Annotated in this window: 22 protein-coding genes and 2 tRNA genes; 9 read left to right on the forward strand and 15 right to left on the reverse strand. The window is 37.7% G+C overall.

Going from position 1 to position 22900, the window contains the following annotated elements; translation table 11 throughout:
* Positions 1-33 precede the first annotated feature (33 nt).
* The 7 genes from CGC57_RS12080 to CGC57_RS12110 are packed head-to-tail and all read left to right on the forward strand — an operon-like array spanning position 34 to position 6217.
* Positions 34-672: a hypothetical protein gene (locus tag CGC57_RS12080; protein WP_095899323.1), complete on the forward strand. Its 639-nt coding sequence runs from the start codon at positions 34-36 to the stop codon at positions 670-672.
* A 48-nt stretch (positions 673-720) separates the two neighbouring features.
* Entirely contained in the window at positions 721-1380 is a 660-nt protein-coding gene (gene clpP / locus CGC57_RS12085) for an ATP-dependent Clp endopeptidase proteolytic subunit ClpP (protein ID WP_002678897.1), read from the forward strand.
* Positions 1380-2612: an ATP-dependent Clp protease ATP-binding subunit ClpX gene (gene clpX / locus CGC57_RS12090; RefSeq protein WP_002678811.1), complete on the forward strand. Its 1233-nt coding sequence runs from the start codon at positions 1380-1382 to the stop codon at positions 2610-2612. The genes clpP and clpX overlap by 1 nt, the downstream gene beginning before the upstream one ends.
* A gap of 24 nt (positions 2613-2636) precedes the next feature.
* Positions 2637-3239 (forward strand): thioredoxin family protein, encoded by a 603-nt coding sequence (locus tag CGC57_RS12095; protein ID WP_002678643.1) that lies wholly within the window; start codon positions 2637-2639, stop codon positions 3237-3239.
* A gap of 13 nt (positions 3240-3252) precedes the next feature.
* Positions 3253-3891, forward strand: a complete 639-nt coding sequence (locus CGC57_RS12100; RefSeq protein WP_002678912.1) for a hypothetical protein — start codon at positions 3253-3255, stop codon at positions 3889-3891.
* A 4-nt stretch (positions 3892-3895) separates the two neighbouring features.
* The gene (trmD, locus tag CGC57_RS12105) at positions 3896-4570 is read left to right on the forward strand and encodes a tRNA (guanosine(37)-N1)-methyltransferase TrmD (protein WP_002678674.1); all 675 of its coding nucleotides are present in this window, start codon (positions 3896-3898) and stop codon (positions 4568-4570) included.
* Between the two features lie 12 nt (positions 4571-4582).
* A complete protein-coding gene (locus CGC57_RS12110; RefSeq protein ID WP_002678858.1) occupies positions 4583-6217 on the forward strand; it encodes an AMP-binding protein in 1635 nt (544 codons plus the stop codon).
* On the opposite strand, the gene CGC57_RS12115 is transcribed toward CGC57_RS12110, so the two are convergent.
* From CGC57_RS12115 to bioD, 14 genes are all read right to left on the reverse strand, one after another.
* Positions 6212-6700: a hypothetical protein gene (locus tag CGC57_RS12115; protein WP_002678724.1), complete on the reverse strand. Its 489-nt coding sequence runs from the start codon at positions 6698-6700 to the stop codon at positions 6212-6214. The genes CGC57_RS12110 and CGC57_RS12115 overlap by 6 nt on opposite strands.
* Positions 6684-7766, reverse strand: coding sequence for a methylmalonyl-CoA mutase family protein (locus CGC57_RS12120; RefSeq protein ID WP_095899324.1), 1083 nt, complete (start codon positions 7764-7766; stop codon positions 6684-6686). Before CGC57_RS12120 ends, CGC57_RS12115 begins: the two co-directional genes overlap by 17 nt.
* A 42-nt stretch (positions 7767-7808) precedes the next feature.
* A complete protein-coding gene (locus tag CGC57_RS12125; protein WP_095899520.1) occupies positions 7809-9083 on the reverse strand; it encodes an NAD(P)/FAD-dependent oxidoreductase in 1275 nt (424 codons plus the stop codon).
* Positions 9084-9177: 94 nt separating this feature from the next.
* Positions 9178-11577: an efflux RND transporter permease subunit gene (locus CGC57_RS12130; RefSeq protein WP_095899325.1), complete on the reverse strand. Its 2400-nt coding sequence runs from the start codon at positions 11575-11577 to the stop codon at positions 9178-9180.
* 63 nt (positions 11578-11640) lie between these two features.
* Entirely contained in the window at positions 11641-12609 is a 969-nt protein-coding gene (locus tag CGC57_RS12135) for a polyprenyl synthetase family protein (RefSeq protein WP_095899326.1), read from the reverse strand.
* Positions 12606-13127: an NUDIX hydrolase gene (locus CGC57_RS12140; RefSeq protein ID WP_002678754.1), complete on the reverse strand. Its 522-nt coding sequence runs from the start codon at positions 13125-13127 to the stop codon at positions 12606-12608. The genes CGC57_RS12135 and CGC57_RS12140 overlap by 4 nt, the downstream gene beginning before the upstream one ends.
* Positions 13128-13295: 168 nt before the next feature.
* Positions 13296-13895: a 50S ribosomal protein L25/general stress protein Ctc gene (locus CGC57_RS12145; protein WP_095899327.1), complete on the reverse strand. Its 600-nt coding sequence runs from the start codon at positions 13893-13895 to the stop codon at positions 13296-13298.
* 50 nt (positions 13896-13945) lie between these two features.
* Positions 13946-14890 carry a ribose-phosphate pyrophosphokinase gene (locus CGC57_RS12150; protein WP_002678647.1) on the reverse strand — a complete coding sequence of 315 codons (945 nt, stop codon included), beginning with the start codon at positions 14888-14890 and terminating at the stop codon, positions 13946-13948.
* 106 nt (positions 14891-14996) lie between these two features.
* Positions 14997-16178 carry a proline dehydrogenase family protein gene (locus tag CGC57_RS12155; protein ID WP_095899328.1) on the reverse strand — a complete coding sequence of 394 codons (1182 nt, stop codon included), beginning with the start codon at positions 16176-16178 and terminating at the stop codon, positions 14997-14999.
* A 480-nt stretch (positions 16179-16658) separates the two neighbouring features.
* Positions 16659-16808 carry a hypothetical protein gene (locus tag CGC57_RS13080; protein ID WP_232747251.1) on the reverse strand — a complete coding sequence of 50 codons (150 nt, stop codon included), beginning with the start codon at positions 16806-16808 and terminating at the stop codon, positions 16659-16661.
* Positions 16809-17012: 204 nt separating this feature from the next.
* Positions 17013-17098: transfer RNA gene (locus CGC57_RS12170), tRNA-Leu, on the reverse strand.
* Positions 17099-17123: 25 nt separating this feature from the next.
* A tRNA-Gly gene (locus CGC57_RS12175) sits at positions 17124-17196 on the reverse strand.
* Positions 17197-17332: 136 nt separating this feature from the next.
* Positions 17333-19123 carry an arginine--tRNA ligase gene (argS, locus tag CGC57_RS12180; RefSeq protein ID WP_095899330.1) on the reverse strand — a complete coding sequence of 597 codons (1791 nt, stop codon included), beginning with the start codon at positions 19121-19123 and terminating at the stop codon, positions 17333-17335.
* A gap of 17 nt (positions 19124-19140) precedes the next feature.
* The gene (gene bioD / locus CGC57_RS12185) at positions 19141-19752 is read right to left on the reverse strand and encodes a dethiobiotin synthase (protein ID WP_009414195.1); all 612 of its coding nucleotides are present in this window, start codon (positions 19750-19752) and stop codon (positions 19141-19143) included.
* Between the two features lie 199 nt (positions 19753-19951).
* Here bioD and CGC57_RS12190 point away from each other — a divergent pair, with 199 nt between their 5' ends.
* Both CGC57_RS12190 and CGC57_RS12195 read left to right on the forward strand, forming a co-directional pair.
* The gene (locus tag CGC57_RS12190) at positions 19952-20884 is read left to right on the forward strand and encodes a malate dehydrogenase (protein ID WP_002678807.1); all 933 of its coding nucleotides are present in this window, start codon (positions 19952-19954) and stop codon (positions 20882-20884) included.
* Positions 20885-21021: 137 nt separating this feature from the next.
* Complete coding sequence (locus tag CGC57_RS12195; protein ID WP_095899331.1) at positions 21022-21615, forward strand: M15 family metallopeptidase; 594 nt, start codon at positions 21022-21024, stop codon at positions 21613-21615.
* 17 nt (positions 21616-21632) lie between these two features.
* On the opposite strand, the gene CGC57_RS12200 is transcribed toward CGC57_RS12195, so the two are convergent.
* Entirely contained in the window at positions 21633-22766 is a 1134-nt protein-coding gene (locus tag CGC57_RS12200) for a glycoside hydrolase family 6 protein (RefSeq protein WP_095899332.1), read from the reverse strand.
* Positions 22767-22900: the final 134 nt, after the last annotated feature.

Here is a 22900-nt window from a genome sequence, read left to right on the forward strand (position 1 = left end):
AATTTAGCAATTTTGGACTACATTTATTAAAAGATGAAACAAGAAATTCTCAACCGAATACAAGCTCTTGGAGGTGATATTAGCAAGGTAAAAGGTACTTCATTAGCCGATGACCTATTAGCTATTACCTTCAATACAGTGCTTTATCCCAAGCCTCAGGATACTCCTTGGGCAAAAGCCGATGAAAAAGAACCTATTTATGGATTAGGTGAATGGGTAGACGCTAATATTAAACTTTACCAAACTGATAAAAAGGCTTTCTATGATCAAATGATTGCTGAGTTTTATCAACTTACGGAAAAACCTTACGGACAACACTTTTGGACAGCGCATCTCTTTACCCCCTTCAAAGAAGGTACTGAGGATTATGAAGAGTGGTATGATGATTTTTCTGATGATGAATTTACAGATCTTACAGAAATCGTTGAAGTTACAGGCGACGAGACTCCTGATCTTATACAATTGTTTTATACCTCTGGCTATCCTGACCATATATACATAGCCTTAAGTGACCCCAATCCTGAAAATCCCACCCTTTTTGGTACCGATCACGAGGTATTTTTTGGAGAAATAGATAATATGGGTTCTTTGGAAGACTATCTCAATACTCTGATGACCCCAGAGGAACTTATCAATATTGTAGAAAAAGCATTAGTGGATTATAAATCTTAATTATCACAATACTAATGGCTAACAAACTAACAACTAATAACTAAACAAATGAATTTATCAGACGAATTTAAAAAATACGCAATTAAACAGCACGGAGTAAATAGCCTTTACTACGATAAAATTGTAGGTAGTATGACTCCCTATATTATGGAAGAACGCCAGCTAAACGTAGCTCAAATGGATGTTTTCTCCCGCTTGATGATGGACAGAATCATCTTCCTTGGCACTGATGTAAACGATCAAGTAGCGAATATCGTTACCGCTCAATTGCTTTTCTTGGAAAGCGTGGATAGTGCCAAAGATATCCAAATCTATATCAATTCTCCTGGTGGTAGCGTATATGCAGGATTGGGTATGTACGACACTATGCAGTTTATCAAACCCGATGTAGCTACTATCTGTACAGGTATCGCTGCCTCAATGGCTGCCGTATTACTATGTGCAGGCGCTGAAGGCAAACGCTCAGCATTGCCACACTCTCGTGTGATGATACACCAACCTTCAGGAGGAGCACAAGGGGTAGCCAGCGATATGGAAATCAATCTCAAAGAAATGTTGAAACTTAAAAATGAACTTTATGAAATCATAGCCAAACACTCTAAACAACCTTTTGCTAAGGTGTATAAAGATTCTGAGCGTGACTATTGGATGATAGCTCACGAAGCTAAAGAGTATGGTATGATAGACGAAGTATTAGAAAGAAAATAATGGCTAAAAAACAAGTAGAATATTGTTCATTCTGCGGTCGTGCAGAACCCGAAACCGAGATGCTTATACGCGGTATGGCTGGTAATATATGCAACTATTGTGTAGAACAAGCCAATATCATTATAGAAGAAGCATTTGGAGCTAAAGCTCAAAAAGAAAAAGAGACCGTATCAGGTGATATGACTCTCAAAACACCTCAAGAAATTAAACAATTCCTCGACCAATATGTGATAGGTCAGGATTTTACTAAAAAAATACTCTCTGTAGCGGTATATAACCACTACAAACGTCTGCAACAACCCAATGCCGATGATGAGGTAGAAATCCAAAAGAGCAACGTGATAATGGTAGGTGAAACAGGTACTGGTAAAACCTTGGTAGCCCGTACTATTGCCAAAATGCTCAATGTGCCTATCGCTATTGTAGATGCTACAGTGCTTACTGAAGCTGGCTACGTGGGTGAAGATGTGGAAAGTATCCTCACACGCCTCTTACAAGCAGCCGACTATGATGTGGAAAAAGCTGAAAGAGGTATTGTGTTTATAGACGAAATCGACAAGATTGCCCGTAAGAGCGACAACCCTTCTATCACTCGTGATGTATCAGGTGAAGGAGTGCAACAAGCGCTGCTGAAACTTCTTGAAGGATCTGTGGTGAACGTACCTCCTAAAGGTGGACGCAAACACCCCGATCAAAAATATATAGAGGTAAATACCGAACATATTTTGTTCATAGCAGGAGGAGCTTTTGATGGTATTGAACGCGTGATTTCTAAACGCCTCAATATGCAATCTGTGGGTTACAATTCGTCCAAAAATACACAAGTAGATAGGAAAAATTTGGTACAGTATATCATACCAAAAGACTTAAAAGATTTTGGTTTAATCCCCGAAATTATAGGTCGTTTGCCAGTGCTTACTTATATGAACCCATTGGATAAGCACACGTTACGTATGATTCTCACCGAACCTAAGAATGCCATTATCAAGCAGTACAAAAAACTCTTTGAAATGGATGGTATCAATTTTGATATAACTGAAGAAGCTCTCGATTTTATTGTCGAAAAAGCCTTAGAGTATAAACTCGGTGCTCGTGGATTGCGTTCACTATGTGAGAATATCCTCACCGATGCAATGTTTGAGCTCCCTAACTCAGGTGTCAAAGAACTGAAAGTTACTAAAGAGTACGCTGAAGAAAAACTCAATAAATCAACTTTGCAAATTGCTTCCTAACTCTTAACTCTTACCTAAATAACAATGGAAAAAACACAAATCATCCGCAATAGTCTACTAAAAGCTGTTTCCTACGAGACCTATCGCAATCTAATAGATAAGTATGAAGCCGAAGGTAAGTCAAGTGGAGAAGAACAGACTGAAGAACGTGTGTATTACACAGCGCTCAACCAAAAACGCTATAAACGTTTGGATAAAACGATAGAAATACCCGAAGAAAAGGCGCAATTCTTTATAAACTACCCTAAAAGCGTTTGCTTGTTGGTGATTACCGAAAGTTGGTGTGGTGATGCAGCTCAAATTGTACCCGTAGTGCATAAAATAGCTGAACTCAACCCTAAAATCACTATGAAACTCGTTTTTAGAGATGAAAATGAAGAGTTGATGAATCTTTTCCTAACCAATGGTGGTAAGGCAATTCCAATAGTAGTGTTCTTAGACTTAGAGGATAAGGTGTTGGCACATTGGGGCTCTCGTCCGTCAGTGGCTACCAAAATGGTAGAAGAAGAAAAAGCTAAAAATGGCAAACTTTCTCCTGAGTTCAAAGAAGAACTACAAAGATGGTACAACCAAGATAAAGGTGCTACCATTGTAGATGATTTCAAGAAGATTTTAGAAACTATATAATAATAATTTTAATATGAAAAAACTTACTTTTGTTGCAATAGCTGCATTGTCTTTCTTTTCAGCTACAGCCCAAGAAGGAACTTCTACACGCACTACTACGCGTTCTACAACTCAAACGACTTCTATAGAAGTAGTACAAGAGGAAAAAATCCCTACTACACTATCTGAACAGTTTCAGTATATGGTCGATAAGTCGAACTCTTACGAGAGATTTAAACTGATTGATAAAACTAAATTGGCTGTTTTTCAACGCAGTATGAATGATAGTATCAACAGTGTGAAGTCTCGACTTGAAGCAGAAAAGCAAACAGTAAAAACACACGAAAATACTATCAAAACCCTCAACGATAATATCACAGAGCTACAAACAACACTTGATGAAACTAAAAACCAAAAAGATAGTATGAACTTCTTTGGTGCTTTGCTTTCCAAAGGTCTGTATAATACTATTATGTGGGGAATAGTGTTAGTTTTGGCGGTGTTACTCATTTTCTATATCTATAGATATGCTAACGGAAATGTAGTTACTAAAAAATCTATCAGTGACTTAGCTGAATTACAAGAAGAATACGAAAACTATCGCAAAGCAGCTATTGAGCGTGAACAAAAAGTGCGTCGCCAGTTGCAAGACGAAATAAATAAACACCGTTAAACCGATGCGTATTGATATCATATCAGTAGTCCCCGAAATAATGGAGAGCCCCTTTGCCTACTCTATTATGAAGCGTGCTATTGATAAACAATTAGTGGAAGTGCATTTCCACAATCTTCACGACTATGCTAATAATGCTTATCGTCAAGTAGATGATTATCAGTTTGGTGGAGGAGCAGGAATGGTGTTGATGATAGAACCTATTGATAAGTGTATTTCAGCCTTAAAAGCTGAAAGAGATTATGACGAGGTAATATTCCTCACCCCCGATGGCGATACACTCCAACAAAAGATGGCTAATCAGCTTTCGTTAGCTGAAAATATTATTATTTTATGTGGGCACTTCAAAGGGGTAGACCAGCGTGTGCGCGACCATTTTATCACTAAAGAAATCTCCATAGGCGACTATGTGCTTTCAGGGGGAGAATTAGGGGCAGCTGTGCTCTGCGATGCAATTATTCGTCTCATCCCTGGTGTTCTCTCCGATGAAACTTCAGCCCTTACTGATTCGTTTCAAGACAATTTGTTAGCACCTCCAGTCTATACGCGTCCAGCTAACTACAAAGGTTGGGAAGTACCCGAAATCCTCACCAGCGGTAATACACCTAAAATAGAACAATGGCGTGAAGATATGGCTTATAAACACACTAAAGCCAAACGCCCTGATTTGTTGGAGTAAAAAATAATCCTTATGAATAAAAACTTAGCTTACACTTATGGAGCTTCTGATGTCTCTCTTTTAGGAGAAACAATCGACCAGAACCTCCGCCGAACAGTAGAAAAATTTCCTCATAAAGAGGCGCTTATCTCCGTACATCAAAACTATAGAGTTACTTACACTGAATTTTATGAGCAAGTAACAGCAGTAGCCAAAGGGCTCATTGCTTTAGGTGCAAAGCCAAGTGATAGAGTAGGTATTTGGTCTCCTAACTGCTATGAGTGGACACTCTTGCAATATGCTACTGCCAAAATAGGCGTGATAATGGTGAATATCAATCCTGCTTATCGTACCAGTGAACTGATTTATGTAATCAACCAATCAGGAATATCATTTATTTTTGCAGCTCCTGAGTTTAAGAGTAGTAACTATAAAAAAATGATTGATGATGCGCGTGAATTTACTGAAACCCTTAGAAAAGAAGTCTATTGGGGAGATAGCTGGGAGCGTTTCTTAGAGAATGGTAAAAAAGTTACAGACGAGAAATTACTTTCTTTTGAAGAAAAAGTACAGTTCGACGATCCTGTAAATATACAGTATACTTCAGGTACTACAGGCAACCCCAAAGGAGTTACTCTTTCCCATCACAATATCCTCAATAATGCCTATTTTATTGGTATCCGTATGAATTATACCGAGAAGGATAGGGTGTGTATTCCAGTGCCTTTTTACCATTGTTTTGGGATGGTAATCGGAAATCTCGCTTGCACAGTTCACGGGGCTACAATGGTAATCCCTAACGATAGTTTTGATGCTACCAAAACTCTTGAAGCGGTAGAAAAGGAAAAGTGTACATCGCTTTATGGAGTGCCAACAATGTTCATTTCAGAACTCTATATATTAGACAAACATCCTTACGATTTGTCGAGTTTGCGCACAGGTGTAATGGCAGGAGCTTTGTGTCCTCCAGAGATTATGAAACGCGTGAAAGAGCAAATGAATATGCACGAAATCACGATATGTTATGGTATGACCGAAACCTCTCCTGTATCTACACAAACCAAAATAGGAGCACCTTTCGAGAAACAAATTCACTCAGTGGGTACTATCCACGACCATTTGGAGATTAAAATTATCAATCCTGAGACTAAAGCAATTGTAAAACGTGGAGAAAGTGGAGAACTCTGTACACGTGGCTATTCAGTGATGTTGAAGTATTGGAATAGTCCGCAGGCTACACAACAGGTAATAGATGAACAACGCTGGATGCACTCAGGTGATTTGGCGATGATGGATGAAGATGGTTATATCCACATTTCAGGTCGTATCAAAGATTTGATTATTCGCGGAGGTGAGAACATTTCTCCTAAAGAAATAGAGGACTTCCTCTACACGTATGAAGGGGTGATGGATGCTCAAGTTATTGGAGTACCAAGCAAGAAATACGGTGAAGAAGTAATGGCTTGGATCAAAACTAAAGAAGGAGTAACCCTCACTGAACAAGAACTCCACGATTTCTGTAAAGGTCGTATTGCCCACTATAAAGTACCTCGTTATTGGAAGTTTGTCGAGGAATTTCCAATGACTATCTCGGGTAAAATACGCAAGGTGGAAATGCGTGAAATATCCGCAAGAGAACTTGGTTTAGATACCGAAGAAGAATTATAGATAAAAAGGATCAATAGTTTTTGTAACTAAACTATTTGCTATCAAGAGTTGGTTTTCTGGTAAAGCCAACTCTTTATTTTTGGTAATCAAATCATCGGCTTGGGCAATGAGGGCGTAGAGATAATCAGTGATAGAATGTACCCAGCAGCTGATAGGTATTTTGGCAATAGCACGCAATTGGCGGAGGAGTACAATCATTTCAAAGCTATTCGCAGGACTATCTACTAAAATGCGCAGTTTGTCGTTAAAAGGTAACTCTCTGATAAAATCTTGTTGAGTACTGTTTTCTAAAAGAAGGGAAGCAGGAATATAAGTGTATGTTTCTTCACAAGTAAGTACTTGAGGTAGTTCTTCAAAAGTACTAACAACCATTAGTTCATCGGTGATAATGCGCAAAGGGGGCACTTCTTTTAAATACCCCATTGCGTGAAATCCGCGTTCATAAGGTGGCACGCCAGCTATGGCATTATGCGTTTCTGTCATAGTCTTCTTGTTTTAAGCGTTTTTCAAAAGGTTCCCACAAGCGTTTGAGCTCTAATACTTCAGATGATTTTTTTTTGCTAAAAGGATAGAAATCCCAATCTTTACGGCTGTATAAATCTATGGGAGGTAAAGAAGCGCACTGCTCATTAAAAAGTGCTTGCTCTCGTTGTGATTTCTGTTTTATGTCCTTTATCAAGCTAAAGTTTTTTGTGATAGCAGAAAGTCCGCCCTTTTTTGTAATCTGGTCTAGCATCACAAGGGCTTTTTTGTACATTTCATAACTGAGACTTTCTATAGCATACATCCCATTAAGCAGAGTAGCGTTGCGTGTAGCTGTGATGTTTTGAATGGTTGCTACATTCGCTTTTTCAGTATTTAGATTGTTATTTTTAAAGAAAAGAGGATTTTTAGGCAGTAGATAATCAGCACCTCCTAACACGGCAGCTTCATAAGCTAATTGTACATAGTTTTCGTTGTATGATGATTTCAGTAGCGATAAACCTCTACTTGATACTTCAGCAATGAGGCAAAGGGGTAGGGTAGGGGCTTGCTCACTTAGTAACCGGCGAAAAGCGCGTAATTTAGCTATTTCTAATAAAAAAGTACCTCCTACTGCTACTTTTACATTGAGTACATCAGCAGTGTGAGGATTTTCTTTGATTTGGGCTACCCCAAAGGCAATTTGTTGCACCATTGAGGCGCCTGCTTTTTGGTAAGTTGTAGTATCAATAGTAAATGAGTTAGTAAATAGATACTGCAAGTTTGCAGGTAGCCATTCTTCTACTTCTTTTTGAGTAAGTTTAGGATGTATATCCAACAAAAAGAAAGATACCGATTGGTCTTGCCAAAAAGCGATACGCTTGAGTGTTGCTTCTTTATCAGATATGAAAAGAGGGACAGCTACTTGTGTTTTAGTGTTGATAGCATAAGGACTTTTTACATTTTCAGCAGTGTAAAAAGGCAAAATAGGAATATCTTCTGCTGAAGTGAATATAAGCGACTCGTAGTCTCTTCCCTCCAGCAGATATTGTAATTGTTGTTTCCATTGTTTTGCAACGATATCCATTCCTATTTATCTATTATTACCTAACACTTATTGTTTCTTGCTCTATCCTTTTGCTTTTTCGTTAGGGCGCAACACCATACGATATGATTGGTCTTTACTGATATAATAACCTACCCAGTTGTACAAAGCTCTCATTTTGTTGCGGAAGTTTACCAGTGACATAATGTGTATAAACGCCCATATAGCCCACGCGATAAAGCCTTTGAGGAAGATATTCTTAGGCAAATCGGCAACGGCTTGGTTACGACCAATGATTGCCATTGAACCTTTATCTACATAACTGAAAGGGGTAGGATTTATAAAATCTTTATTGAAGTTCTTTCCTAAGTTGTTCGCTTGTTGTAAGGCTACTTGCGCAAGCTGAGGATGACCTTCAGGGAAGTTGGGGTCGGCAGTCATAATACTTGAGTCGCCCACTGCATAGATGTTATCAAAGCCCTCCATTTTGTTATAAGCATCAGTTTTCATACGTCGCCCGCGACCTAAGTATTGTTTATCGTCAATTCCTTTAAAGGCTTTAGCCGAAATTCCCGCTGCCCATATCAGGTTGCGTGCATCAAGTATAGTGCCGTCCGAAAGGTGTACTTCGTCATTTACAAAATCGGTTACGAGTACTCCTAATTTGAGTTTTACCCCTTTTTTAAGCAAGGATTTTTCAGTATATGCTTGAGCTTTTTTACTCATTGGGGCAAGTACAGTATCTTGTCCGTCGATGAGGTAGATGTCGCCTAAATCATCATAAGTGAGTTCGGGGTAGTCTTTGCGCATAATATTCTGTTTCATTTCAGCAAAAATACCTGATAGTTCTACTCCAGTAGGTCCTGCTCCTGCAATAGCAAAAGATAGCAATTTGCGGCGTAATTCTTTATCTTTAGTACGGGTAGCACGTTCCAAGCGGGTATATACTAAGTTGCGGAGCATCAAAGCATCACCTACGGTTTTCATAGGCATAGCTTTTTCTTCTACATTCTTGTTGCCAAAGAAGTTAGATTCTGCTCCTGTAGCCATTACCAATATGTCGTACTGCAATTCGCCATTGCTCAAAATAATTTTGTTTTCTGAAGGAACGACTTCTTGCAAAGTAGCCATCCTAAAACGTGCATTTTTATACTTTCGGAATAAGCGACGGAAAGGGTAGGAAATGGATGAAGGCTCCATAAATCCTGCTGCCAATTGGTATAATAAGGGTGGAAAGAAGTTGTAGTTATTCATATCCACCAAGGTAATTTTATATTTTCCAGAGCGGTTTAGTTCTTTTACTAACTCTAAGCCAGCAAAACCACCGCCTACAATCACAATATGTTTTTTGTTTTCCATAATGATCATTGCTAATTAGTCAATTTGCCAATTTGGTAATGGCTAATTGTTGTTTCTTTTTATTATTTTGATTATTAAATATTAAACTGATTTTTTACTTTTCGCTGTTTTCTTCTTCTTCCTCTTTTGGGAAAATCTCAATCTTAGGTTCTTTAATGGTCTCCTTGTTAGACAAACTGCGTTCTAACGACAATAGCAAACTTGGTAAGAGCAATAAGTTTGTCATCATAGCAAAGAGCAAAGTAGCCGATATGAGTCCGCCGAGGGCTTTGGTACCTCCAAAGCTGGAGAGCAAAAATACTGAGAAACCGCAGAGTAGTACAATAGAAGTGTAGAACATACTTACCCCTGTTTCGCGCAAAGCAGCATATACTGATTTGCTAATCTTCCAATTGCGCGCTACCAATTCCAAGCGGTATTTAGCCAAGAAGTGAATAGTATCGTCTACCGAAATACCAAAGGCAATACTGAACACAAGGATAGTAGAAGGCTTGAGCGGAATGCCAAAATAGCCCATCAGTCCTGCGGTGATGAGTAGCGGTAAGAGGTTAGGAATGAGTGAGACAACTATCATCTTAAACGAACGGAACATATACGCCATAATGAGCGCAATGAGCAAAATAGCTAAGGCTAATGACCAAATGAGGTTGGTAGCTAAATAGTTTGTCCCTTTGGTAAATAAATAGGCTTTTCCTGTTATTTTTACATCAAAACGATCACTAGGGAAGAGCTTTTGGGCTTTGGTGTAGATGTTTTCCTCTATTTGTTGCATCTTTTCAGTACCAATATCCTTCATAAAGGTAGTGATACGTGCTGTTTGCCCTAAAGAATCTATATAAGCAGAAAGCATATTGGCATTGCCTTTAGAGTTCTTTACATACGAAAGAATGAAATTTTGCTCTTGAGTAGTAGGTAAACTGTAATATTTAGGGTTGCCGTTGTAATAGGCTTGTTTGGCGTATTTTACTAAGTTTACTAAGGATAGAGGTTTTGATATTTCAGGGATTTCCTCAATATGAGTGCAGAGTTCATCAATGCGTTTGAGGTTAGCTAATTTAGTAACACCATTTTTTTGTTTAGTATTAATGGTGATTTCCAAAGGCATAATCCCTCCATAATTTTTCTCAAAGAAGCCAATATCATCAAAGAAAGCAGCTGATTTAGGCATATCTTCAATGAGACTCCCTGAAATTTTAATTTTGTAAATACCTATGATACTCAAAATGAGCAACGCAATAGCGCTTGTAAATACCGCAATGCGATGGTGTTTAACTGTATTTTCAATGAATTTGATGAGCCCGCCAATCCAGTTGCGGTGCAAATGCCTAAGGTGTTTTTCCTTAGGAATACTCATATAGCTATAAATAATGGGGATAACCAATAGTGAGATGAAGAAAATAGACACTACATTGATAGAAGCTATTACCCCAAATTGTTTGAGCAAAGTACTTTCAGTAAAAATAAAGGTAGCAAAACCGATAGCTGTGGTGAGATTGGTGAGCAGGGTTACATTCCCCACATTGCGGATTACCCTAATAAGCGACTTGGCTTGGTTGCCGTGTTTACTAATTTCTTGCTGATATTTATTGATGAGAAACACACAGTTAGGGATGCCAATTACAATCACTAACGGTGGAATCAATCCTGTGAGAATAGTAATTTCGTAACCGAAAAGCCCCAAAAATCCAAATACCCACATTACCGCAATAGATACAACGCCCATAGAGATAAACATTGCTCTGAACGAACGGAAGAAGAAAAAGAAAATGGCTGAGGTAGAAAGTAAGGCAGCCAAGATAAATAGCCCTATCTCATCCATTATATTTTGAGCGCTAAGGGTACGAATATAAGGCATACCCGAAGTGTGCACTTTGAGTCCAGTTTGCTGTTCAAATTTTTCTACAATGGGAATGAAATCGTTGAGGATAAAATCCTTACGAGCTTGTGTATTGACAATCTTCTTGTTCATATACACGGCTGTTTGCAAGGTGTTATTTTTCTTGTTGTAGATGAGCCCTTCGTAGAAAGGTAATTTTTCGGAGAGTATTTGCTGGAGACTATCAGCTTGCGCTTGAGTTTTTACTTCTCCTTCAATGAATTTATGAGTAACAAAGCGTTGCTGAGCTGTATCCTTTACCAAAATAGGCAGATTATTAATAGAGATAACTGCGTCTATTTGTTTAAATTGCTTCAGTTCATTACTAAGGACAATCCATTTGTTGAGCACTTCAGGCGTATAGATTTTTTCATCGTCTAACGCCATTAAAATCAAGTTACCTTCTTCACCAAACTTATTGAGGAAGTGTTTGTACTCCATATTCACAGGGTGATCATCGGGGAGCATATTCGCTTCGGTGAAAGTAAAGCGAACGTTTTTCCACTGAGAAACCAATCCCCCAGTGATAGCGATTATGAGTAGTAGAAAAGCAATTCGGTTGCGCAATATTAAGCCAGCTATGGTATTCCAAAAACTGGCTTTTATCCATTTAAACATTTGGGTCTCTTCTTTAAATTTGCGCGCAAAAATAAGAATAATTTGCCAATTAGCAAATTTAAGTTATACCTTTCTATTCATTAGCTTTAGAGCAAATTCTTTTAGATAATGACGTTTTTCATCGCTGATGGTGAGCTCGGTGAGTGCACTGAGGGCTCTACGGGTAGTGTGCTCTATTTCTTGGCGTACAGCTGTAGTTGCTCCAGTGGCTTCGAATAATGCTTTTACTGCGTTGATTTTCTGCTGACTATCTTCGGTAGTAGCGTAGTGTTGTAACAGTGTTTTTCGCTGTTGTTCATCGGCTAATTTTAAGGCAGTTAGATAAAGAATTGTCTTTTTATTTTCGATGATATCACCACCTATACGTTTGCCAAAAGACTCATCGCCAAAAGCGTCTAAATAGTCGTCTTGCAGTTGGAATGCTAAACCTAATTCTTCGCCAAAAGTATAGATTGGCATTTGATTTTCAGGAGAAGCATTAGCTATGATAACCCCCATTTGTAAAGAAGCTCCTATCAGTACAGCTGTTTTGTAACGTATCATCTGTAAATAATCGGGGATACTTACTTCGGTTTGAGTTTCAAAATCCATATCCCATTGTTGTCCTTCACATACTTTTAAAGCAGTACGTGAAAGTATTTTAGTAAGAAGAGAAAAAATTTCAGAAGGATAGTCGTCTAATAATTGATAGGCTTTAACTAGCATTGCATCGCCAGAGAGGATAGCAATATTGGTATTCCATTTTTTGTGTACAGTAGTCTCTCCACGTCGTAAAGAAGCCTTGTCCATAATATCATCGTGAACGAGGGAAAAATTATGGAACATTTCTATAGCCATAGCCGCATTAAGAGCTTTGTGGTAATCAGCATCAAAAAGATCGGTTGCTATGAGAGTGAGGATGGGGCGCAATCGTTTGCCTCCCAATTGCAAAATGTAACGCATAGGTTCATACAAATTGCGGGGTTCTTTTACAAAAAGTTTAGAGTTGAGATGGTCTAAGAAGGCTTCTCTGTATTGTTCTACTGTTTTCATAGGGCAGATTTTTTTAATTGTTGAATTACAGTTCTCACCGACACAAAACCTATTTTTTCTTCAGGTATTTCTTGAAGTTTGAACCATTCTAAGGCTTTGATTTCGTCGGGGGCAACAATGTGTACTTGTTCTTCAGCTAATTTGCACTCAAAGAAAATATCCATAGTGCGGTAAGGTACGTTTTTGTACAGATAGTTGTTAGGAAAGGTAGTGATGAATCGCAATTGTTCAGGCTTTATAATCATTCCCATTTCCTCTTTTACTTCACGGCAAGCAGCTTCTTGAGCAGTTTCCTCGGGGTCGATAAAACCTCCTGGAAGGTCTAGTTTGCCTTTATCGGGATCCATATTGCGCACTGTAAAGAGTATTTTATCTTGATGACGAAATACTACAGCTACAGCAGCAGCAATATTATGAAAATAGGTAAAACCACAATCGTGGCAGAGAAAGCGTACGTTGTTAGGGAACTCTATATGAGTAGAAGTACAATTAGGACAATGTTTAAAAATACTTTCCATAAAAAAATAGTAATGTATAAAATCAGGCGACAAATATAGTGAAAAAAGTATTATACTCAGTATAAAATTTCTTTTTTAGTTGAATTAATATGAAAGAGACTGTCTAAAAAAGTTAAAACTAAACTTTTTAGACAGCCTCTTTCTGTAAGAAAATCTATTTACTAAATATTATTTCTTTTTCGCAGCTTTTTCAGCTTTAGCAGCGTCTTGAGCAGCTTTCATTGCAGCACGAGATACTCTTATTTGGCAAACTACAGTGTTATCTGGGTGCATAATTTTGTAGTTTTCTTGAACTAATTTAGTAACATATAATTTGTTACCCATTTCCAAACCTGAAATGTTTACAGGAACGAAGTCAGGCAAGTTATCAGGAAGTGCTTTTACTTTGAGTTTGCGGTTAACAATACGCAAAGTACCACCAGCCATAATACCAGGAGAAGTTCCTTCGATTTGGATAGGTACTTCAATAGTAATTTCTTTATTCTTGTTCAACTGATAGAAATCGATGTGGATGATTTTATCAGTTACAGGGTCAAACTGAATGTCTTGTAGAATGGCATCGTAAGTTTTACCATTTAATTCAATCGCAGCGGTGTATACATTAGGAGTGTACACGATGTTTTTGAATGCTAATTCAGGTGCTGAAAAATGCAGAACATTGTCTCCTCCGTATAGTACGCAAGGAACCTGTCCAGCATTACGTAAGGCTTTGCTAGCTGCTTTGCCCACGCTTTCTCTTTGAGATCCTTTGATTGTAATTGATTTCATTTATTTATATATAGTTATTAAGTTACTTATTTTTAGCTAATCCCTAATTTTTACATTATAAATTTAGAACTGATAGGTTCATTGTGGTGTACTTTGTGCATTACGTCGGCGAATAGTTCAGCACAGCTCAATACTTTTATTTTGCTTGAAGGTTGTTTTAGAGGTATTGAATCAGTTACGATTAATTCTTCTAAAGCTGAATTTTCTATGCGTTCGTGAGCATTACCACTAAGGATAGGGTGAGTAGCAACAGCTCTTACACTTACAGCACCTCTATCTTTCATTAGTTGGGCAGCTTTTACTAAAGTGCCAGCAGTATCAACCATATCATCGACTAATACTACATTTTTACCTTCTACATCTCCAATAAGTTCCATTGTTTCAATCACATTGGCTTGTTTGCGCTGTTTGTAGCAAATTACTACATCACATTTTAAAAACTTAGAATACGCATAGGCTCTTTTAGAACCACCCATATCAGGTGAAGCGATACACAAGTTATTTAAATTCAAACTTTGCAAATAAGGCAAGAAAATACTTGAAGCAAAAAGGTGATCTACGGGGCGTTCAAAGAAACCTTGAATTTGGTCGGCGTGCAAGTCCATTGTCATAATACGAGTAGCACCTGCCGCTTGTAAGAGGTTAGCTACCAATTTTGCTCCTATGGGTACTCTAGGTTTATCTTTTCTATCTTGGCGAGCCCAACCGAAGTATGGCATTACCGCAGTGATATGGCGTGCTGAAGCGCGTTTGGCAGCGTCTATCATTAGCAAAAGCTCCATTAAATTATCCGAATTAGGGAAAGTAGAGCATATTAAGAAAACGCGTGCCCCTCTAATTGATTCCTCAAAAGAGGGCTGAAACTCGCCATCACTATAATAAGATAGTTTAACTTCACCGAGCTGAGTGCCGTATTTTTCTGCAATTTTCTCAGCAAGTTCTATGCTTTTAGAACAAGCGAAGATTTTTGAATTAGGGATGGTTTCACTAAACATTTTTATCAGTAAGCATTAAGGTATAAAAACTTCTAATTTTTCAGGGCGCAAAATTACAAATATTAATGATAATAGCAACTATAACCTTAAAAAAATATTCTGTTTATTACTTTTTTTCTTGACTACGACGTTTTTTTTCTGCTCTTAGAAGAGAAAGCTCGCGTCCTGTTTGTCCGGCTACTGAGGTATTTTCTTCAGCTCGACGTATTAAGTAAGGCATCACCTCACGTACAGGTCCGAAAGGTAAGTATTTAGCTACATTATAACCTTCCTTAGAAGCATTGAAACTGATATGGTCACTCATTCCGTATAGTTGAGCTATCCATATACGTTTGTCGTTAGGTTCTAATCCTTTTTCTTTCATTAAGTCCATTACGAGAGCGGCACTTTCTTCGTTGTGAGTACCTGCAAAAAGCGCAATTCGGTCGATATGCTCAATGATATATCGTACAACAGCATTGTAATTATCATCAGTAGCTTGCTTGTTAGGACAGATAGGGGTAGGGTAACCTTGTTCGGCAGCGCGTTCATTTTCTTTTTCCATATAGGCGCCTCGTACGATTTTTACACCTATATAGAATTCTTTGTTTACGGCACGTTCGTAGAGCCCTTTTAAATAAGGTAAACGGTCGTGGCGATACATTTGTAAAGTGTTGTACACGATGGGTTCTTCTTTGTTGTACTTTTCCATCATTTCTTCTACGAGGTCATCGGCAGCGGTTTGCATCCAACTTTCTTCAGCATCTACTAAAATAGGTATTTTGTACTCATAGGCACGTTTACAAGCAGCGTCAAAACGTGCTTTAATACGTTCCCATTCTTTTGCTTCTTCATCAGTAAGGGGTTTATTTTCAGTGATTTTTTGAAAGATAGCAAAACGTCCAAATCCCGTAGGTTTAAATACTACAATAGGGATGCCTTCGTCGCGGTGGAGATTGCCAAAATCGATGGTTTCCATCGTCTTTTCAAAAGTTGCTTCAATAGAGCTCTCTTCGTCTTTTCCTTCTACAGAGTAATCGAGCACAGAGCCAACGCCTTTTTGGTGCATTTTTTTGATTACAGGTAGACAGTCTTGTTCAGAGATGCCACCACAGAATTGTTTGAAAACTGTGCGCTTGATTAGCCCTTCTACAGGTAGGCGCAGTTTTAGAGAGAAGTTAGTGAGGGCAGTGCCCACACGGGTAAGGGTGTTACTACCTATGAGTTTAAAGAGGCGGTAAGCCCAGTTGAGTTCAGATTGGCTTTTGAGGGCAAAAGCCGTTTGAGTGTCGGAGAAACGTGTACTCATAACAATTTTTCAATTAACGGTTGATGAGGCAAAAGTAATATTTTTCTTTTGATTGTGCAAATTTTAATTTCGTTTTTTAAATAAAAGAAAAAATAGAGAAGTTTCGGAGTTGTTTTTGGAAAGAGTGATTTATCAAAGTTTAGTGTTTTAATAAATTTATTACATTGATAGATAATCAGTTGTTTTTGTGTTTGATGCTAAAAAGGAAGATCTATCTAAATTTTAGGAAGCTTTTTGTTCTTTTATTCTGGATATTTGCTGGTATCTTAATAGATATTAAAAATATCTTTAATAGTTTACTTCCTATCTTATCTGCTACATAGACCACAATATAAGGATATCTCTTCATAGGAATCCTCATTAAAATTTTAGGTCTTATTTTCATTTTATAAGGTAATTCCATATTCAGAAGCTAATTCATTAATCATAACATCAAAATCATCACATTCCTTGAAAGGAGTATTACGAGCTTCAATTTTATCAAAAAAAAGCTACTAATCTTGGCGTCATTTCAATAGGCTGAAGTATGTCCTCTTCTTGAATGATAGAAACATTTAAAGACCTTATAAAATCTTTTATTGAATTTAGTTTATCTATATCAGAGGTAGCAAATGTTACAGCTGTTTCCATAGTCAAATATTTTTAAGAGTTAATATAGAAGCAAAAAAATCACTACTTAAAAAAGTAATGATTTCTAAATTTTCTTACTCTACGTTTGAAGGAAAATATCCTTTAGAGAATGTACTTTTTTTAAATTGTTGGGAAAATGTTGTAAAAAATCACGCATCAAAAAATATAAGCCCTTGATAAACAAGGGCTTATGACTTAGAGCTGTACTCGGAGCGGGACTTGAACCCGCACAGGCATTACTGCCCACTGGATTTTAAGTCCAGCGTGTCTACCGATTCCACCATCCGAGCTTTTTTATGATAGACATAAAAAAAGAGCGAAAAACGGGGTTCGAACCCGCGACCTCAACCTTGGCAAGGTTGCGCTCTACCAACTGAGCTATTTTCGCTTGTTATTTGTTTCAGTAAATTTGCATTTGAGGAGTTACTTTGTTTCTCATTTGCGGTGCAAAGGTACGACAAATATCTATTCCTGCAAATTTTTTAACAACTTTTTTTTAACTTTTTTTATATCTTTTTTCTAATTTACATTCTTTCAGGAACTTGTATTCCTAACATTTTGAAAGATTCTGCGATGAGTTCGCCTATTTTTTTGCTAAGAGCTACTCTAAAATGGCGTTTGCTTGTATCTTCTTCACCTAAAATGGAAACATTTTGATAGAATGAATTAAAGTCCTTTACCAAATCATATACGTAATTAGCAACTACAGCAGGGCTATAATTATCGGCGGCTTCTTGCACAATAGAAGGGAAAAGGGTGATGCTCTTTAGCAAAGTCTTTTCTTTTTCTTGCAAAACACTAGGTAGTGTTATTGCCTCTTTATTATCGCCCATTTCAGCATATTTACGCAAAATAGATTGGATACGAGCGTATGTGTATTGGATAAATGGTCCTGTATTTCCTTGAAAATCGATAGATTCTTTAGGGTCAAACAAAATACGTTTTTTAGGATCTACCTTTAATATATAGTATTTTAGGGCTCCTAAGCCAATAGTGTGATACAAATCTTCTTTTTGAGCTTCGGTATAGCCATCGAGTTTGCCGAGTTCCTGTGAAATTACTTTGGCAGTCTGTTCCATTTCAGCAATTAAGTCATCGGCATCTACAACGGTTCCTTCACGGCTTTTCATCTTTCCACTAGGCAAATCTACCATACCATAGCTGAGGTGGTACAAGTGTGAAGCCCAATTGTAACCCAATTTTTTCAAAATAAGAAAAAGTACTTTGAAGTGGTAGTCTTGTTCGTTACCCACAGTATAGACCATTCCTTTCACATCAGGATAGTCCTTTACACGTTGGATGGCAGTACCCATATCTTGGGTTATATATACTGAAGTACCATCGGCGCGGAGTACTAATTTCTCATCTAAACCATCGGCGGTGAGATCGCACCAAACAGAGCCATCTTCTTTTTTGAAGAATACCCCTTTTTGTAGACCTTGTTCTACGATGTCTTTTCCTAATAAATAGGTATTGCTTTCGTAGTAGTACGAATTGAAATCTACTCCTAAATTCTTATAAGTAACCGCAAAACCATCGTATACCCATCCGTTCATTTGCTTCCAAAGTTTCATTACTTCAGGGTCGCCTGCTTCCCATTGGCGAAGCATCTCTTGAGCTGCTACAAATATAGGTGCTTGTTTTTCAGCTTCTTCTTTGGATTTTCCTTGAGCTATTAGTTCTTGTATTTCTTCTTTATACGCTTTATCAAATGCAACATAGTAGTTTCCTACCAGTTTATCTCCTTTTAATCCTGTGTTTTCAGGAGTTTCTCCATTGCCAAAACGTAGCCAAGCTACCATAGATTTGCAAATGTGTATTCCTCTATCGTTGATGATTTGGGTTTTATACACTTTATGTCCGGCAGCTTTTAAGATTTCGGCTACTGAATAACCTAAGAGATTGTTACGGATATGTCCTAAGTGCAAAGGCTTATTAGTGTTAGGAGATGAGTATTCTACTAAAATAGCCTCTTTGCTATTAGGTGTTGTTAACCCAAACTGAGGATTGTCTTTTATTTCTGTTAAAAAGTTGAGGTAATAAGTATCAGCGATAACAAGGTTTAGAAAGCCTTTAATCACATTGAAATCGGTTACTAAATTACCTACTTTTTCTTTGAGGTAAGTTCCTATTTGTTCACCTATTTGCACAGGATTGCCTTTGATGTGGCGCAAAAGTGAGAAGACTACAAGGGTCACATCGCCTACAAACTCTTTTTTAGTTTGTTGCAATTCTACATTTTCTAAACTTACGTTGTACAGTTCTTGTACGGCTTGTAGTATATGTTGTTTTAGGATGTCATTTAAATTTTGCATATATTAATTTATCAATCTCAAGGGTTATTAACTTTTGTAGCATATTCTGAAATAACTCGTTTGTCAAAATAAGGTTCTTCATCAATATGTAGTAATACAGGCAAGTTAGTATGGTGTAAAATCACTTCTTCAGTAGATGGGGTAGGGGATCCGCTAAATACTATACTATGAATGTTTAAGCCTCTATTTTTTAGTGTTTCATAAGTGAGTAATGTGTGGTTGATACTACCCAAATAATGACGAGAAACTAAAATGACTTTATCAGTAGGGTGAATTAGGTCAAGCATCATATCTTTTTCATTGAGAGGAACATACAATCCGCCTGCTGCTTCTATAACAAGTGTATTATTAGTTTCAGGTCGTACAATTTTAGAAAGTTCAATCCGTACACCATCTAATTGAGCCGAAAGATGTGGACTTGCAGGGGTATGTAGCCCATAGCTATTAGGATGAAATACAGTGCGTGTATTGCTGATAAGTCGTTTTACCTTGTCGGTGTCTGAGTTTTCTAAATCGCCTGATTGTATAGGTTTCCAATAATCAGCTTGAAAAGCCTCTGTAAGAATTGCTGAAACAATGGTTTTGCCAACTTCGGTGGAGATACCCACCACGAAATAAGTGTCTTTCATTTTGAATGGTTTGTTTTGAGAGCGCAAAAGTACAAAGTAATTGGCAAATGAGCAAAAATAGCGATTAGTTTTTAGTTTTTAAAATCCAAAAATTTTCTTAAAAATATTTGCACAATTATTAAAAACTTACTACTTTTGTGGCGTGAAAATAACCATTGATTGAGTTTTTATAACTCATCATCTTTAAATAATAGATTATATGAAAGTTACAGTAGTAGGCGCTGGTGCCGTAGGAGCAAGTTGCGCAGAGTACATTGCTATTAAAGACTTCGCGTCTGAAGTAGTGTTAATTGACATCAAAGAAGGTTTTGCAGAAGGTAAAGCTATGGATTTGATGCAAACCGCTTCCCTCAATGGGTTCGATACTCGTATTACAGGGGTAACAAATGATTATTCAAAAACTGCAGGTAGTGATGTAGCTGTGATTACTTCTGGTATTCCTCGTAAACCAGGTATGACTCGTGAAGAGCTTATTGGTACCAATGCAAACATCGTGAAATCAGTTGTTGAACAATTGGTGAAATATTCACCTAATGTGATTGTGATTGTAGTGAGCAACCCTATGGACACTATGGCTTATTTGGTACACAAAGCTACTAAATTACCTAAAAACCACATCATTGGTATGGGTGGTGCACTTGATAGCGCACGCTTTAAATACCGCTTGGCAGAAGCGCTTAACAGTCCAATTTCAGACGTAGATGGTATGGTAATCGCTGCTCACAGTGATAGCGGTATGTTGCCTCTTACACGTTTGGCAAGCTATCGTGGTGTGCCAGTAACAGAGTTTTTAAGTGCTGATCGTCTTAACCAAGTAGCCGAAGATACTAAAGTAGGTGGAGCAACCCTTACTAAACTTTTAGGAACTTCAGCTTGGTATGCTCCAGGAGCTGCTGTATCAGCCTTAGTACAAGCAATCGCTTGTGACCAAAAGAAACTTTTCCCTTGCTCAGTATTACTAGAAGGCGAATACGGACAAAAAGATGTGTGCGTAGGAGTTCCTGTAATCATCGGTAGAGATGGTGTTGAAAAAATTGTAGAGGTAAAACTTAATGATGCTGAAAAAGCTAAATTTGCAGAAAGTACTGAAGCAGTACGTGAAGTAAATAAAGCTTTAGCAAGTGTATTATAGTCTGCCTTAAGACCTTAAAATTAGAATAAAAGCGACTTTTCCGAAAAAAAGTCGCTTTTATTTTATTTGATGTTCCCATTCACAGAAGGGGGGTAATCCGCAAAAAATACTTATAACTATTAAAATTTCTTTTATTTATGAAATATATTCTTGCATTTTTTGTCACTTTTATTGCTACGGCACAACAAACTGATTTTGTGCTCCTCAAAAGTCTTTCTTCCGATTTTGTATTTGATATGAAATATGCAACTCCTGATAACTTCCTCAAACAGGCTGTTTATGAGTGTGGAGAATGCTATCTGCGCAAAAAAACAGCAGAAGCTTTGGTAAAAGCTAATGAGGAGTTTAAAACTTTAGGATATCGCATCAAACTATTTGATTGCTATCGACCTCTTGAAGTACAAAAAAAGATGTGGAAAATACTTCCAGGAACTCATTATGTAGCCAATCCTGCCAAAGGTTCTAAACACAATCGTGGAGCAGCAGTTGATCTTACTTTAATAGATAAGGATGGTAAAGAATTAGATATGGGTACTCCTTTTGATTTTTTTGGTGAGAAAGCCCATCATACTTGTACTACCCTTCCTAAAAAAGTACTCGAAAATCGCAAGTTGCTAAAAGATATACTCAACAAATACAACTTCAAATCTATTTATTCGGAGTGGTGGCATTACGAATACCGCCCTGAAATGCAATCCAAAGTTGAAAACTTCCAGTGGCAATGTGAATAATTACGAATTGTGAGGTGTTATTTGAGATTGTTAGGGAGCTCTAAAATTTCAATGCTTTTAACTCTAATTGCGTTGTTAACTAAGGCACGAGTATACTCAGGGTAAGGTTGTCCTGCTGCAGGGGCTCCCATATTACATTCACCATCGGAGCCACCTCCTCCATTAATCCACAAATAAGCATCGGCGTGAGCCCCAGTGGTTTTCGTGGTGCTACGCGGACCTAAAGCCGCATTGAAGTTATTGCAAGAATTATAAGGAGCATTAGCATTCTGGTGTTTAGGACGGTTGATGCCACTGCGCCCTGTATCAATTACATAACGTACATTTTTGAAACCTTTAGTAGCTAAATAAGCTACAAACTTCTCAGCTCCTGCTTGTTCTTCAGCAGTGCCTCCTAAACCTGAAACATTCAGTGCAAAACCACGCATATATTTTAAACCCCCATCTATAATAGCGTTAGCAACAGCTTCAGGATATTGGGTAACCAAACCAGAATTTCCCGCGTGAATATAGCTCGCTACATTAGGGTTGTTCTTATTTAATTTTTCGGCAGCATAGCGCAACAATTCAGCTCGTTCATTGTATTTAGCTGAACCTTTTGGATGACCACAGTAATTAATAGCATCGGGTTCTATAATTACTACTGCGCGACGTTGCCCAATGATAGCACTCACACGATCTATCCACGCCTTGTAAGAAGCACCATTAGGGTGTCCGCCTTTAGAAAACGATCCACAATCGCGTTCAGGAATACCATACAATACTACTATAGGTGTTTTGCGTACACGTTCGGCGCCTTCTACAAAGGTTTTCAACCAACCATTATTCTTCTCACTGTTAGGGCTTACACCATCATACCATCCGCCACAAGGGGTGCCATAGACTTGGTAATAGAGTTTTTTCAGTTCTAAGTTAGGTTCTTTCTTTACAGCATTTAAGCGAGAAGGTTCTAAATAGAAATCCCAATCATAAGGGATATTGTTTTGTGGAGGTTGTGGAGGGGTAGGGGGAGTAATAGGAGGACTTGTAGGAGTTTGTGTAGTTGTGCTTAGTGTAGTTGAAGTCTGCGTAGAGGGGACATTTTCATCCCCTGATTTTTCACAGGCAATAATGAGCCATAGAAAAGCTACTAAGGATACTAATTTATTCATAATTTTCTTTTTTTAATGTTTTAAGACTACAAAGGTAGTACTTTATTTTTGATTTTGCAAATTTACTAATCTGTAAATTTGTTATTTTCAAATAAATACTATACCTTTGCCAAAGTTTTTTACTTTTTTTACTA

Source organism: Capnocytophaga sputigena, assembly GCF_002302495.1.
GTDB classification, from domain to species: domain Bacteria; phylum Bacteroidota; class Bacteroidia; order Flavobacteriales; family Flavobacteriaceae; genus Capnocytophaga; species Capnocytophaga sputigena.

Excerpts from the sequence above, each read along its gene's own strand:
- CGC57_RS12080 (WP_095899323.1), top strand. The coding sequence starts at position 34 with ATGAAACAAGAAATTCTCAACCGAATACAAGCTCTTGGAGGTGATATT.
- clpP (WP_002678897.1), top strand. The coding sequence starts at position 721 with ATGAATTTATCAGACGAATTTAAAAAATACGCAATTAAACAGCACGGA.
- clpX (WP_002678811.1), top strand. The coding sequence starts at position 1,380 with ATGGCTAAAAAACAAGTAGAATATTGTTCATTCTGCGGTCGTGCAGAA.
- CGC57_RS12095 (WP_002678643.1), top strand. The coding sequence starts at position 2,637 with ATGGAAAAAACACAAATCATCCGCAATAGTCTACTAAAAGCTGTTTCC.
- CGC57_RS12100 (WP_002678912.1), top strand. The coding sequence starts at position 3,253 with ATGAAAAAACTTACTTTTGTTGCAATAGCTGCATTGTCTTTCTTTTCA.
- trmD (WP_002678674.1), top strand. The coding sequence starts at position 3,896 with ATGCGTATTGATATCATATCAGTAGTCCCCGAAATAATGGAGAGCCCC.
- CGC57_RS12110 (WP_002678858.1), top strand. The coding sequence starts at position 4,583 with ATGAATAAAAACTTAGCTTACACTTATGGAGCTTCTGATGTCTCTCTT.
- CGC57_RS12115 (WP_002678724.1), bottom strand. The coding sequence starts at position 6,700 with ATGACAGAAACGCATAATGCCATAGCTGGCGTGCCACCTTATGAACGC.
- CGC57_RS12120 (WP_095899324.1), bottom strand. The coding sequence starts at position 7,766 with ATGGATATCGTTGCAAAACAATGGAAACAACAATTACAATATCTGCTG.
- CGC57_RS12125 (WP_095899520.1), bottom strand. The coding sequence starts at position 9,083 with ATGGAAAACAAAAAACATATTGTGATTGTAGGCGGTGGTTTTGCTGGC.
- CGC57_RS12130 (WP_095899325.1), bottom strand. The coding sequence starts at position 11,577 with ATGTTTAAATGGATAAAAGCCAGTTTTTGGAATACCATAGCTGGCTTA.
- CGC57_RS12135 (WP_095899326.1), bottom strand. The coding sequence starts at position 12,609 with ATGAAAACAGTAGAACAATACAGAGAAGCCTTCTTAGACCATCTCAAC.
- CGC57_RS12140 (WP_002678754.1), bottom strand. The coding sequence starts at position 13,127 with ATGGAAAGTATTTTTAAACATTGTCCTAATTGTACTTCTACTCATATA.
- CGC57_RS12145 (WP_095899327.1), bottom strand. The coding sequence starts at position 13,895 with ATGAAATCAATTACAATCAAAGGATCTCAAAGAGAAAGCGTGGGCAAA.
- CGC57_RS12150 (WP_002678647.1), bottom strand. The coding sequence starts at position 14,890 with ATGTTTAGTGAAACCATCCCTAATTCAAAAATCTTCGCTTGTTCTAAA.
- CGC57_RS12155 (WP_095899328.1), bottom strand. The coding sequence starts at position 16,178 with ATGAGTACACGTTTCTCCGACACTCAAACGGCTTTTGCCCTCAAAAGC.
- CGC57_RS13080 (WP_232747251.1), bottom strand. The coding sequence starts at position 16,808 with ATGGAAACAGCTGTAACATTTGCTACCTCTGATATAGATAAACTAAAT.
- argS (WP_095899330.1), bottom strand. The coding sequence starts at position 19,123 with ATGCAAAATTTAAATGACATCCTAAAACAACATATACTACAAGCCGTA.
- bioD (WP_009414195.1), bottom strand. The coding sequence starts at position 19,752 with ATGAAAGACACTTATTTCGTGGTGGGTATCTCCACCGAAGTTGGCAAA.
- CGC57_RS12190 (WP_002678807.1), top strand. The coding sequence starts at position 19,952 with ATGAAAGTTACAGTAGTAGGCGCTGGTGCCGTAGGAGCAAGTTGCGCA.
- CGC57_RS12195 (WP_095899331.1), top strand. The coding sequence starts at position 21,022 with ATGAAATATATTCTTGCATTTTTTGTCACTTTTATTGCTACGGCACAA.
- CGC57_RS12200 (WP_095899332.1), bottom strand. The coding sequence starts at position 22,766 with ATGAATAAATTAGTATCCTTAGTAGCTTTTCTATGGCTCATTATTGCC.